The organism is Rhodanobacter soli, from assembly GCF_039523495.1.
Taxonomy (GTDB): domain Bacteria; phylum Pseudomonadota; class Gammaproteobacteria; order Xanthomonadales; family Rhodanobacteraceae; genus Rhodanobacter; species Rhodanobacter soli.
This window is the reverse complement of record NZ_BAAAFK010000001.1, coordinates 331,128-343,403: the sequence shown is the minus strand read 5'-3', so window position 1 is coordinate 343,403 and position 12,276 is coordinate 331,128. Positions and strand designations below refer to the sequence as shown.

Annotated in this window: 12 protein-coding genes and 1 tRNA gene; 8 read left to right on the top strand and 5 right to left on the bottom strand. The window is 67.2% G+C overall.

Annotated features, from left to right (window positions below; all coding sequences use genetic code 11):
* The first annotated feature begins 7 nt into the window (after positions 1–7).
* On the top strand, positions 8–1,009 hold the full coding sequence (locus tag ABD024_RS01460; protein ID WP_343848914.1) for a glycosyltransferase: 1,002 nt from the start codon (positions 8–10) through the stop codon (positions 1,007–1,009).
* On the opposite strand, the gene ABD024_RS01455 is transcribed toward ABD024_RS01460, so the two are convergent.
* Genes ABD024_RS01455 through ABD024_RS01445 form a run of 3 tightly spaced genes read right to left on the bottom strand, consistent with a single transcriptional unit; the run spans position 997 to position 3,736 of the window.
* The gene (locus ABD024_RS01455) at positions 997–1,836 is read right to left on the bottom strand and encodes a glycosyltransferase family 2 protein (protein ID WP_343854404.1); all 840 of its coding nucleotides are present in this window, start codon (positions 1,834–1,836) and stop codon (positions 997–999) included. The two genes, ABD024_RS01460 and ABD024_RS01455, sit on opposite strands and share 13 nt — an antisense overlap.
* Positions 1,837–1,850: 14 nt before the next feature.
* A complete protein-coding gene (locus ABD024_RS01450) occupies positions 1,851–2,789 on the bottom strand; it encodes a glycosyltransferase family 2 protein (protein ID WP_343848913.1) in 939 nt (312 codons plus the stop codon).
* Entirely contained in the window at positions 2,786–3,736 is a 951-nt protein-coding gene (locus tag ABD024_RS01445; protein WP_343848912.1) for a UDP-glucuronic acid decarboxylase family protein, read from the bottom strand. Before ABD024_RS01445 ends, ABD024_RS01450 begins: the two co-directional genes overlap by 4 nt.
* A 170-nt stretch (positions 3,737–3,906) precedes the next feature.
* On the opposite strand from ABD024_RS01445, the gene ABD024_RS01440 reads away from it, so the two are divergent.
* The 4 genes from ABD024_RS01440 to ABD024_RS01425 all read left to right on the top strand — a co-directional run bounded on the left by ABD024_RS01440 (position 3,907) and on the right by ABD024_RS01425 (position 7,902).
* Positions 3,907–4,722 (top strand): glycosyltransferase family 2 protein, encoded by an 816-nt coding sequence (locus ABD024_RS01440; protein ID WP_343848911.1) that lies wholly within the window; start codon positions 3,907–3,909, stop codon positions 4,720–4,722.
* Positions 4,722–5,765 (top strand): CDP-glycerol glycerophosphotransferase family protein, encoded by a 1,044-nt coding sequence (locus ABD024_RS01435; RefSeq protein ID WP_343848910.1) that lies wholly within the window; start codon positions 4,722–4,724, stop codon positions 5,763–5,765. The genes ABD024_RS01440 and ABD024_RS01435 overlap by 1 nt, the downstream gene beginning before the upstream one ends.
* 71 nt (positions 5,766–5,836) lie before the next feature.
* Positions 5,837–7,579 carry an ArnT family glycosyltransferase gene (locus ABD024_RS01430; RefSeq protein ID WP_343848909.1) on the top strand — a complete coding sequence of 581 codons (1,743 nt, stop codon included), beginning with the start codon at positions 5,837–5,839 and terminating at the stop codon, positions 7,577–7,579.
* Complete coding sequence (locus tag ABD024_RS01425) at positions 7,576–7,902, top strand: tetratricopeptide repeat protein (protein WP_343848908.1); 327 nt, start codon at positions 7,576–7,578, stop codon at positions 7,900–7,902. Before ABD024_RS01430 ends, ABD024_RS01425 begins: the two co-directional genes overlap by 4 nt.
* Before the next feature lie 18 nt (positions 7,903–7,920).
* On the opposite strand, the gene ABD024_RS01420 is transcribed toward ABD024_RS01425, so the two are convergent.
* On the bottom strand, positions 7,921–8,814 hold the full coding sequence (locus ABD024_RS01420; protein WP_343848907.1) for an LpxL/LpxP family acyltransferase: 894 nt from the start codon (positions 8,812–8,814) through the stop codon (positions 7,921–7,923).
* A gap of 114 nt (positions 8,815–8,928) precedes the next feature.
* Between ABD024_RS01420 and dtd the strand changes: the two genes are divergently transcribed.
* Positions 8,929–9,369, top strand: coding sequence for a D-aminoacyl-tRNA deacylase (gene dtd / locus ABD024_RS01415; RefSeq protein ID WP_343848906.1), 441 nt, complete (start codon positions 8,929–8,931; stop codon positions 9,367–9,369).
* 169 nt (positions 9,370–9,538) lie between these two features.
* A complete protein-coding gene (gene rpoD, locus ABD024_RS01410; RefSeq protein WP_343848905.1) occupies positions 9,539–11,413 on the top strand; it encodes an RNA polymerase sigma factor RpoD in 1,875 nt (624 codons plus the stop codon).
* A gap of 65 nt (positions 11,414–11,478) precedes the next feature.
* Here rpoD and ABD024_RS01405 read toward each other — a convergent pair whose 3' ends face one another.
* Positions 11,479–11,850: a SnoaL-like domain-containing protein gene (locus ABD024_RS01405; RefSeq protein WP_343848903.1), complete on the bottom strand. Its 372-nt coding sequence runs from the start codon at positions 11,848–11,850 to the stop codon at positions 11,479–11,481.
* 122 nt (positions 11,851–11,972) lie between these two features.
* Here ABD024_RS01405 and ABD024_RS01400 point away from each other — a divergent pair.
* Positions 11,973–12,048, top strand: a tRNA-Ile gene (locus ABD024_RS01400).
* Positions 12,049–12,276: the final 228 nt, after the last annotated feature.

The window sequence follows — 12,276 nt, the reverse complement described above, 5'->3', positions numbered from 1 at the left end:
ACCCGCCATGGCCCGTATCAATCTGCTTGCGTGGGACAACCAGCGCGGTCTCAGCCACGACATCCGGCTCCTATCCTCGGCGCTGGTCGCGCTCGGCCACCAGGTCCACGTGACCAAGCTCGGGCCGCACCGGCACGACGGGCGCCGCAAGGCGCTGCTGCTGCACCTGCGCATGTGGTGGCAACGGCTGCGCCACGTTGACCTGCGAGCCACACCGTACGACATCAACATTGCGCTGGAGCACGTACGCCCGGACTGGTTCGGGCTGGCTCGACTGAACCTGTTGGTGCCGAATCCGGAGTGGTTGTCGCCGCGCAGCCAGCGCTATCTGGCCCGCTACGACGCGATCCTGTGCAAGACCCGCTTTGCCGTCGAACTGTTCGCCGCTCGCGGCTGCCGCGCCCTGCACATCGGCTTCCGCAGCACGGACTGCCTGCAGCCGGAAGTCCCGCGGCAGCCGACCTTCCTGCACCTGGCCGGCGCCAGCCGGATGAAGGGAACGCAGCGGCTGCTGGCGCTGTGGCAACGGCATCCGGAATGGCCGAAGCTGCTGGTGCTGCAGTCGCCGCGCACCGCGACCCGCCTGACCGGGCCCGTTCCCGCCAACATCGAGCACCGGGTGGGCTATCCCGCCAACGTTCACGAGATCCGTCAGCTGCAGAACACACACCAGTTCCACCTGTGCCTGTCGGAAACCGAGGGCTGGGGCCACTACCTTGTCGAGGCGATGAGCTGCAAGGCGGTGGTGGTCACCTGCGACGCGCCGCCGATGAACGAACTCGTCACCCCGGCACGCGGCGTCCTGGTCAAGGCCAGCGAGACCGGGCCGTTCAACCTGACTACCCTGCATCGCTTCGACGAGGCGGCACTGGAAGCCGCCATCGGGCGCCTGCTGGCGATGCCCGGGCACGAACGTGCGGCGCTGGGCGAACAGGCGCGGGCATGGTTCGAATCGAATGAGGCGGCCTTCGCCGCACGGCTGGACGCCGCCCTGCGTCAGCTTTCCTGAGCCGGGAACGCGCGCAGATCGGCGGGTGGGCGGGCGAACTCGGCCAGGTGCTGGTCGACGCCACGCTCGCAACGGACCAGCCGGCGCGCCCGCGCGTCGTCCACGATGCGGTCGTTGGGATTGTCGACGACGTGCTTGCGGGTGGGATGGTAGAGGTGCGTCGCCAGCGCGCTGAAGCGCAGTTCGCGCCGGCGCAGGCCCGCGTGGAAAGCGCGCACGGCCAGTTCGGTATCCTCGCGACCCCAGCCGGTCATCGCCTCGTTGAAGCCGTTCAGGCGCAGCAGGTCGTCGCGCCAGAACCCCATGTTGCAGCTCTTGATGCCGCGCTGCTTGGTACCGGGCCGGGCATACCAGCGCGCCAGCAACGGCAGGCGCAGGGTGTGCCGGCGCCGCTCGATGCCACGGCTGCAGAAACCCGGCATCGCCGCGCCTGCGTGCAGCATGCGCAAGGTCAGCGCGGCGTTGGTCAGCACGCGCGAACCCTGCACGAAGCAGCCGCGGCGCGCGAACGCGCGGTGGTCGGCGACGAAGTGCCGCTCGACCACCATGTCGCCGTCGAGCAGGATCACGTAGTCACCCTGCGCGGCAGCGATCGCGCGGTTGCGCGCGCGACTCATGCGTGCACCATCGTCCGGCTGCCACAGGTGTACCAGCCGCACCGGATAATCCCGTGCCATGCGCTCCAGCAATTCACGCGTGGCCGGCTGCGAGCCGTCGTCGGTGACGATCACCTCGTGCGGCAGCTCGCTCTGCGCAGCCAGTGCCTGCAGCACCAGCTCCAGCGCCGCAGGCCAGTTGTAGGTGATCACGGCGACACTGATCCGCATCACGGTGACCTCGCTCAGTTCGTATTCGGCTGCGTTCCCGCCGCGCGTCGGCGCGGCCGGATGGCCGACCACAGGATCGACGCGGCGCGCTGCTGGTTGCGCAGCCACGAGCCGCGACGCAATCGCGCCAGCTTCGCGTAGTGCCGGGCCTCGCGCCAGGAGGGATCCGGCTTGGTGCGGAACTCGTGCTTGACGCTTTCCAGGCAGCGCTCGTCCAGGCCGATGCTCCTGGCGTAGATCTCAATCAGGCAGCGCGAGCGGAACCGGTTGAGGTACTTGGTGGCCGCCGTCTGCCGGCCCCACCAGCCGTTGTTGCCGTGGACGCGGTAATGCACCGCGCCGGTGCGCAGGTAGTACTTGTGCGCGCCCAGCACGCTGGCGCCGAACACCAGGCAATTGTCGGCGGACAGCCGCCACGTCTGGCTCAGTTCCGCCGGCAGCTCCAGCGTGCGGCGCGCCCACAGCGCACGCATCGACAGCGCCGAGGTGGGGGCGCCGTACCAGTGCATCAGCATGTAGGTGCTAATCGCGGTGAAGCCGAGGTCGCGCGACTGCGCGGCATAGCCCATCCAGCGCTGCTCGTCGCCGAACAGCTGCATGTCGGAGAACACGAAGTCGACGTCGCGGCTGGCATCGTAAAGCTCGCCGAGGCACGCCAGGTAATACGGCTCCCAGCGGTCGTCGGCGTCGAGGAAGCAGACCACGTCGGCGCGCGCCTGCGCCACGCCGCGCTGGAACGCGACCAGCTGGCCGCCGTTCTCGCCGCACAGCAGGGTCACCCGCGGGTCGCTGCCGTAGCGTTCGCGCAGATGCGCCGGCGTGCCGTCGGTGGAACCGTCGTCGACCACGATGACCTGCATCGGCACGCGGGTCTGCGCCAGCGCGCTGTCGATCGCCGTGCCGACGAAGTCGCGGTAGTTGTAACTGGTAATGACGACCGCGAAACTGGTCATGCCGCCACACCGTCCTGCAGCAGGCGGCGGAAATAGCCTACGGTTTCCTTCAGACCGTCCTCCAACGCCACCGCCGGTTGCCAGCCGAGTTTGTCGCGGGCCACGCCGATGTCCGGCTGGCGCTGGCGCGGATCATCCGACGGCAGCGGCCGGTACACCAGCCTCGAACGGCCGCCGACCAGGGCCAGCACCTTCTCGGCCAGTTCCAGCATGGTGTGCTCGACCGGGTTGCCGATGTTCACCGGGCCGGTGAAGCCGCGCTCGGAATCCATCATGCGCACGATCGCTTCGATCAAGTCGTCGACGTAGCAGAAGCTGCGCGTCTGGCTGCCGTCGCCGTAGATGGTGATGTCCTCGCCCTTGAGCGCCTGCATGATGAAGTTGCTCACCACCCGGCCGTCGTTCGGGTGCATGCGCGGGCCGTAGGTGTTGAAGATGCGCACCACCTTGATGTCCAGCGCATGCTGGCGGTAGTAGTCGAAGAACAGTGTCTCGGCACAGCGCTTGCCTTCGTCGTAGCAGCTGCGGGTGCCGATCGGATTGACCCGGCCCCAGTACGCCTCGACCTGCGGGTGCACTTCCGGGTCGCCATAGACCTCGCTGGTCGACGCCTGCAGGATGCGCGCCTTCGCCCGCTTGGCCAAACCAAGCATGTTGATCGCGCCATGCACGCTGGTCTTGGTGGTCTGCACCGGGTCGTGCTGGTAATGCACCGGCGAAGCCGGGCAGGCCAGGTTGAAGATGCGCTCCACCTCCACGTACAGCGGGAAGGTCACGTCGTGCCGCATCAGTTCGAAGTATGGATGCGCGAGCAGGTGCGCCACATTGCGCTTGCTGCCGGTGAAGAAGTTGTCCACGCACAGCACGTCGTGGCCGTCGTGGAGCAGGCGATCGCACAGGTGCGAGCCGAGAAATCCGGCACCGCCGGTGACCAGGATCCGTTTCATGTCTGCCGTTCGGTGCCGTTGCGGTGGATGGAAAATGTAACGCGGATCGGCTGCTGATCGACAAATACTGTCACGGATTCCCGGACAAAGATGCGACCGGCTTCATCTGATATACAACCTGTTGGTCCGCCAGCCCGCGAGAGACGCACGGCCTCGGCTAGAATCCGCCCATGCCCACGTTCCCGCTGACCCTCGCCGTCATCACCCACAACGAGGCCGAGAGCATCGCGCGCTGCCTGGACAGCGTGCCGTTCGCGGCCGAGAAGCTGGTGGTCGATTCCGGCAGCGACGACGACACGGTGGCGATCGCGCAGGCGCACGGCGCGCGCGTGGTTCACCAGGACTGGCTCGGCTTCGGCGCGCAGCGCAATTTCGCCAGCGGCCAGTGCAGCCACGACTGGGTCATGGTGCTCGATGCCGACGAATACCTCAGCCCGGAACTCGCCGCGGAACTGCAGCAGCGCCTGCCGGCACTTATGGCAGGCGACGCGCCGGCGGCGTACTTGCGCCGCCGCACGATCTACATGGGGCGGCCGATGCGCTGGTACCGCCCGTCGGTGGGCGAAAAACTGGCGCGGCTGTACCATCGCCGCCGCGCGCGCTGGAGCGACGCGCGGGTGCACGAGTCGTTGCGGTTCGAGGGTGCCGCGCCGACCCTGCGCGCCCCGTTCGACCACGCCAACAACCCGACCCTGCTGCACAAGCAGCTGAAAGTGTTGCGTTACGCCGAGCTGAAGTGCCGCGACTGGCTGGACCGGCGCAAGCCGGTGCGGATGTGGCAGGCACCGTTCGTCTACGCGCTCGCCTTCCTCAAGGATTACCTGTTCCGGCTGGCCTTCCTGGACGGCTGGCGCGGCTTCCTGATCGCGCAGACCGCGGCCAGCTACGCGCTGTACAAGCGCATGCGCTACTACGAAATGGTCAACAACCCGGAGTCGGTGGCGCGCGCCGCTGCCCTGCTTCACCAACACGACATCGACCGCTGATGACCGAACCGAAACCCGCTCCGAAGCACTACCTCCTCTACGGCTCCGAACGCTACGCGCTGGCGATCCTGCGCCCGCTGCAGGAAGCGATCCGCGCCCGCGGCGACGAGGCAGCCTGGTTCTTCGACGGTCCCGGCGCAGAGGATCTGGTCGCCGGCGAGCGCCTGCTGACGGTGGCCGAGGTGCGCGCGTGGCAGCCGATCGCGGTGATCACCTCGTCCAACGCGGTGCCGCACTTCTTTCCCGGCGTGAAGGTCGAGACCTTCCATGGCTTCGATGCCGGCAAGCCGCGGCACATCTACGTGCGCGGCTTCTTCGACCTGTACTGCACCACCGGCCCGCGCGACACCGCGCAGTTCCAGGCGATCGCCGACAAGCTCGGCCACTTCAGCGTGATCGAAACCGGCTTCCCCAAGCTCGACCCGTTCATGCAGGAAATCACCGGCCCGCTGCCGCCGGTGCGCCAGCCGCCGGTGATCCTGTACCACTCCACCTTCTCGCCGTCGTGGAGCGCCGCCGAAACGCTGTACGAGGAAGTGAAGCGGCTGTCGCGCGACGGCCGCTGGCGCTGGATCGTCACCTTCCATCCGAAGATGAACCCGGAGACCACGGCGAAATTCAAGGCGCTGCAGAACGAGTACCTGCGCTTCGCCGAGAACGACAACATCCTGGAGCTGTTCCCGCAGGTCGACCTGATGTGCTCGGACACCTCCTCCGCGCTCAACGAGTTCCTGCTCACCGGCAAGCCGGTGGTGACGTTCAAGAACCGCCGGCCCGGTCCGCAGCTGATCGACATCGACGACCCGGCGCAGTTCGAGAGCGCGATCGAGCGTGCGCTGGCGCGGCCACCGGAACTGCTGCAGGCGATCCGCGACTACGCCGACGCGATCCACCCGTACCGCGACGGCCGTTCCAGCGAACGCGTACTGGATGCGATCGACACCTTCATCGCCCGCGGCGCGAAGAATCGCCGACGCAAGCCGCTGAACCTGTGGCGCAAGTTGAAGATCCGCCGCCGCATCGGCTACTGGGGACCGGCCTGATCGTGCAGCCGGTCGCCTTGCGCGCGCATCGCGCAGGCTAGAATCGCCCTTGGCCTCCCACGAGTCTGCCCGTGCCATCCAGCCCCTATAGCCGTTCCGAACACCTGCGTGCCGTGTGGCCCTGGCTGCCGCTGTGGGCCGCCGTGGCGCTGCTGGCGATCTTCTCGCACGGGCCGATGCCGCTGTATTCCACCCGCACTCTGGCGGTCGCGTGGGAAATGTGGAGCCAGGGTCACTGGCTGGTACCGCATATCAACGGCCAGCCCTACAGCGAGAAGGCGCCCCTGCTGTTCTGGCTGATCCAGGGCGGCTGGTTCGCGTTCGGCGTCAACGACGTCTGGCCGCGCGTACTCGAGGTACTGTTCGGCGGCACGCAACTGGTGCTGGTCTCGCTGCTGGCACGACGGCTGTTCCCGGACCGGCCGTGGATAGCCAAGGCCGCGCCATGGATGCTGCTGGCGTTCGGCTATGCGTTCCTGTTCGGCCTGCAGATCATGTACGACGTGCTGCTGGCGGTGTGGACGCTGGCCGCCCTGCTGTGCCTGACCCCGAAATCGCAACGCAGCGAACCGCGCTGGCTGCTGTTCGGCCTCTGCGTGGGCTTCGGGCTGCTGACCAAGGGTCCGGTGATGCTGCTGCACGTGGTCTTCCCCTGGCTGCTCGGCCCGCTGTGGAACGACTGGGCCGGCCAGCACCGCGCGCGCTGGTATGGCCGCGGCGTGCTGGCGCTGCTGCTCGGCGGCGCGATGCTGTTGGCCTGGGCGCTGCCGGCCGGATTCTCCGGCGGCGAGGCGTACCGGCAGCGACTGTTCTTCACCCAGACCGCCGGCCGCGTGGTCGACAAGCTGGCCGAAGGCAAGGACCTGCAGAATCACGCCGAGCCGATCTGGTTCTACCTGCTGTGGCTGCCGCTGATGCTGTTCCCGTTCAGCGGCTGGCCGCGCGTGTGGGTGGCCGTGGCCGGCCTGCGCCGGCCGCTGGAATCGGGTCTGCGCTTCGCACTGTGCTGGCTGCTGCCCACCTTCGTTGCGCTCTCGTTGATCAGCGGCAAGCAGTTGTACTACCCGTTGCCGGAACTTGGCGGCATCGCCTTGCTGATGGCCAGCGCGATCGCCGTGCTGCGCGAGCGCCGGCCGAACCTGGCCTCCAACGGCTGGCTCGGCACCTGGCCGCTGGGTGTGGGCGGCATCGTGTTCGCCGCGGCGCTGTTCATGCTGCCGTTGCTGGTTGCCGGCAACCACTTGCATGGCGAGTGGGCCGATGCCGCAGCACCTTACAGCCGCTATTTCAGCGTGGTATTCCTGCTGCTGGGCGGCCTGTTGCTGCTGCGCGGCCGCGGCGAGCTGCGCCGCCTGGCGGTGGCCGGGCTGATCGGCGTGCTCGCGCTCAACACCCTGTTCACGCTGACCCTGTGGTCGCGCTACGACCTGCGCCCGACCGCGCACCTGCTCGGTGCCGCCGACCAGGCAAACCGGCCGATTGCCTTCCTTGGCAACTACGAAGGCCAGTTCCATTTCGAGGGCCGACTGACCCGGCCGATCGAGGAGCTTCTCGGCAACCAGGTAGTGCAGGATCAAGCCCTGCAGGACTTTGCCCGCGCCCATCCCGATGGCCTGGTCGTGGTACGTGTGGACCAACCGGACGCGAACGCCCTGCGCTACGCCCTGCTGGTGCAGCCGTTCCGCTCGTCATGGCTGGTGGTCTGGCCGGCCATCTCGCTGGCCGACCTGCGCGCCGGGCACACCCCGCCGGAACCGGCCCAGCCGACCCGGATCTACCCGGCCGATGACCGGCGCTACCGCACCCAGCCATGAGCACCGACCTGATCGCCAGCCTGCGCAAACAGTGCGGTGGCCCGCGCGATGGCGCGCTGCTGCGCTTCTCCCTGGGCAGTGCCCTGCTGGCCGATGGCGACAGCGGCGCGGCGATCGACGAGCTGCGGCGCGCAGTCGGCTTCGACCCGACCTACTCGGCGGCGTGGAAACTGCTCGGCAAGGCCTGCCTGGCTGACGGCGACGAAACCGCTGCCGTGGACGCCTGGCGCAGCGGCATCACTGCCGCCGCGCAGCGCGGCGACAAGCAGGCCGAAAAGGAAATGAGCGTGTTCCTGCGCCGGCTGGAAAAGCCCCAATCCTAGAAGCGCGCGTAGCGCGGCCTATTCCTGTTCGCGATCGTACGGGCTGATCAAGCCATTCGCCGAATAGCGCTTGTACTGCCACTGGTACTGCGCGAAGGCCAGCTCGACGCAGTCCTGCACGCCCTGGTTCAGCGCGGCACAGGCCACGCCAAGATCGGCGTCGGCCAAGCCTTGCGGCGCCGGCAACAGGTGGATGCGATAACCGGCGCCTTGCGGCAGCCGTTCGGCGAACGCGTACAGCACGGTGGCGCCGGTGCGCGCGGCCAGCCGCGGCAACAGCACCATGGTCAGCGCCTCGCGGCCGAAGAACGGCGCGATCTGGCCCTCGCCCGCACGCGGCTTCTGGTCCGGCAGGATGCCGACCGTGCCGCCCGCGGCTAGCCGCTTGTACAGCGTGCGCACGCCGGCACCGTCCGCGCGCACCTGCTCCGGCGCCAGCGCGCCGCGCACCTTGCGCAACAGGCCCTCGATCGCGGCGATCCGCGGCGGCCGGTACAGGATCGCCATCGGCGTCTTGCGGCACAGCCAGTAGTTCAGCAGCTCCCAGCAGCCCAGATGCGGCGCGGCAATGATCACGCCCTTGCCCGCGGCCAGCGCGGCATCCAGCAGCGCCTCGCCACGCACTTCGCGCACCAGCCCCAGCGCACGCTCGGCGCCGGCACCCCAGACCTTGACGATCTCGCTGGCCGACTTGCCGCTCTCGGCCATCACCTCGCGTAGCAATGCCGCCTGCGCCGCCCGATCCAGCTGCGGTCGCACGATCGCCAGGTTCACTGCGGTGTTGTGCACGGTGCGGCCGCCCCGCCACAGCAGCAGGCGGCCCAGCCCGCCGCCGACGCCGTGCAGTACGCGCAACGGCAGCAGCGCCAGCAGGCGCAACAGGAGGTAGACGAGGTACATGTCGATACGCATCCTTGCAGTTTACGGGAGCCGGCCCCGCGGCAACCGCGCCATGCCGGCGGCCGGCCACCTTTCACCGACCGCGGCGGCGCCGTAAGCTAGGCGCCTCGCCACCGTCGTGCGCCCATGATTGCCCTGATCCAGCGTGTAGTGTCCGCCAGCGTCAGTGTCGGCGACGAAACGGTCGGCGCGATCGGCCCCGGCCTGCTGGCCCTGGTGGCGGTGCAGCCGGACGACGGCGAAGCGCAGGCGAAGCGCATGCTGGAACGCCTGCTTGGCTATCGCGTGTTCGCCGACGCCAACGGCAAGATGAACCGCTCGCTCGCCGACACCGGCGGCGGCCTGCTGCTGGTCAGCCAGTTCACCCTGGCCGCCGACACCCGTTCGGGCATGCGCCCCAGTTTCACCAGCGCGGCGCCGCCCGAGCACGGCCGGCGCTGGTTCGAACGGCTGCTGGAACTGGCCCGCGCCGCTTACCCGAAGGTGGAAACCGGGCACTTCGGTGCCCATATGGTCATCCAACTGGTGAACGACGGTCCGGTGACTTTCTGGCTCGACACCGGCTGAACGGACACACAGCGTGCGATGCGCGGCCTCAAGCCGGCAAGGCGCTGCAACACCGCGATTTGGCGCGATTTTTGCGTGCCCGGTCGAAACCTTTCCTCACTTGAAAACTGGTCAAAAAAGCAGCACATCGCTATAATGTCCGGTTCTTGAACCCTGCGGCGGTCGGTTAATGAATAGCAAAGCTCCCCACGAGCAACAGTCTGAAATCAAGGCGCTCATCTCCAAGGGCCTGGAGCAGGGCTACCTGACTTACGCCGAGATCAACGACCACCTGCCCGACGACATCGTCGACCCGGAGCAGATCGAAGACATCATGGCGGTGCTCAAGGGCGTCGGCATCGAAGTGCATGACGCCGCGCCGGACGCCGATCCGCTGGCCGACAAGGCCGGCAGCAGCACCGACGACGAAGCTGCCGCCGAGGAAGCCGTGGCGCTGCTCTCCGCGGTGGACGCCGAAGTGGGCCGCACCACCGACCCGGTGCGCATGTACATGCGCGAGATGGGCACGGTCGAGCTGCTTACCCGCGAGGGCGAGATCGCCATCGCCAAGCGCATCGAGGAAGGCCTCGGCCAAGTACAGACCGCGCTGGCCAGCTTCCCGCTGACCATCGAGCTGCTGCTGGAGGAATACGACCAGCACCTGGACGGCAAGCGCCGCCTCAGCGAGATCCTGGCCGGCTTCCTCGACCTGGAGGAAGCCGCCGACCTCGCCCGCAAAGAAAAGGAAGCCGCCGCCCTGCTGGCGCCGGAACCCGAGCCCGGCGACGAGGATGGCGACGAGGACGCCGACGACACCACCGAGGAAGAAGAAGAGGCCGGCCCGACCGGTCCCGACCCGGAAGAGGTCAAGCGCCGCATGGAACTGCTGCGCGAGTATTACGGCAAGTTCCAGAAGGCCGCGCCGAAGGCCGCCAGCATCACCGACAAGAAGATCGTCAAGCTGCGCGACCAGATGGCCGAAGAGTTCCTCAAGCTCAAGCTGCCGTCCGCGCTGATCGACGGCTTCGTGCGCAAGCTGCGTGAAGTGGTCAACGACATCCGTCACCACGAGCGCGTGCTGATGGACATCTTCGTCAAGCAGGTGAAGATGCCGAAGGCCGAGTTCATCAAGGCGTTCCCCAGCAACGAGGGCAACCTCGAGTGGGTGGCCGAGCTCAGCCGCAAGCGCCAGAAGTGGTCGCCGAACATCAAGGTCCACCGCGAGGCGATCGATGCCGAGCAGGAGAAGCTCGCCGCGATCGAACGCAAGCTATTCCTGCCGCTGATCGACATCAAGGACATCAACCGCGCCATGGCCAGCGGCGAGGCGAAGGCCCGTCGCGCCAAGAAGGAAATGGTCGAGGCGAACCTGCGCCTGGTGATCTCGATCGCCAAGAAGTACACCAACCGCGGCCTGCAGTTCCTCGACCTGATCCAGGAAGGCAACATCGGCCTGATGAAGGCGGTCGACAAGTTCGAGTACCGCCGCGGCTACAAATTCTCGACCTACGCCACCTGGTGGATCCGCCAGGCGATCACCCGCTCGATCGCCGACCAGGCGCGCACCATCCGCATCCCGGTGCACATGATCGAGACGATCAACAAGCTCAACCGCATTTCCCGCCAGATGCTGCAGCAGTTCGGCCGCGAGGCGACGCCGGAAGAACTGGCCAAGGAAATGGAGATGCCCGAGGACAAGATCCGCAAGGTGCTGAAGATCGCGAAGGAACCGATCTCGATGGAAACCCCGATCGGCGACGACGAGGATTCCCACCTGGGCGACTTCATCGAGGACGGCAACGCCAGTTCGCCGGTCGATTCGGCCACCGAGACCGGCCTGATGGAAACCGTGCGCGATGTGCTCGCCGGGCTCACCCCCCGCGAAGCGAAGGTGCTGCGCATGCGCTTCGGCATCGACATGAACACCGACCACACGCTGGAGGAAGTCGGCAAGCAGTTCGACGTCACCCGCGAGCGGATCCGCCAGATCGAGGCGAAGGCGCTGCGCAAGCTGCGTCACCCGAGCCGCTCCGAACAGCTGCGCTCGTTCCTCGACGTCGAGTAATTCGCGACGTCGGCACGACGAAGGAGCCCCGCCGATGCGGGGCTCCTTCGTTTCGGGCGACGGGTTCAGCCGACGTCGTAGAAGAACTGCTCGCTCACGATCTTGCCGCCGTGCACGCGGTACACGCAGATCTCGCTCATGTTCATCCGGCCACGGCCCTTCATGGTCACGTCCATCGCCAGCGCGATGCTGAACCAGTTCTCCGCCACCACCGGCTCGCTCACGCTGCCACCGTGCACGGCCTCGATCATCGCGCTGAACTGCCGACCCTTCTCGTAGATCGCCGCCAGCCCCTGCACATTGCCCAGCGCGCCCGGCGGCAAACCTTCCGGCTCGATGCTCACCGCATCCTCCGCATACAGCTCGCGCTGCGCCTCCTCGTATTTGCCTTCACGGCACAACTCGACCAACCGTTTCGCGATCGCTTCGGTGTTCATGCGTACTCTCCGGCTTGGGGGGATGACCAGCCTACGCCCCGGGCAATCACGTCACCACACGACTTGCGGCAGGCCATCCTCGTGCATCGCCTGCGCGCTACGGTAAACTTCCGCCCTTGTGCGGGCCTATAGCTCAATGGTTAGAGCAGAGGACTCATAATCCTTTGGTTCCAGGTTCGAGTCCTGGTGGGCCCACCAGATGCAGGTGCCAGAGGGCGACTTGCGCTGTCCTGCATAGTTTGGCCGGTTTGGCCAAACTACTCGATGCGGCAGCAATGTTCGGCCACCACTGCCGACCGGCATCTGGACAAGGCCCCCCCTCTTTGGCCGCTTGCCTGCCGCAGCGCCTCATGAGGCACGCCAGTCACGATTCTCCAAACGTGATGAACATCACGATTCATACGGCCGGAAAATGAAAAAATGTGA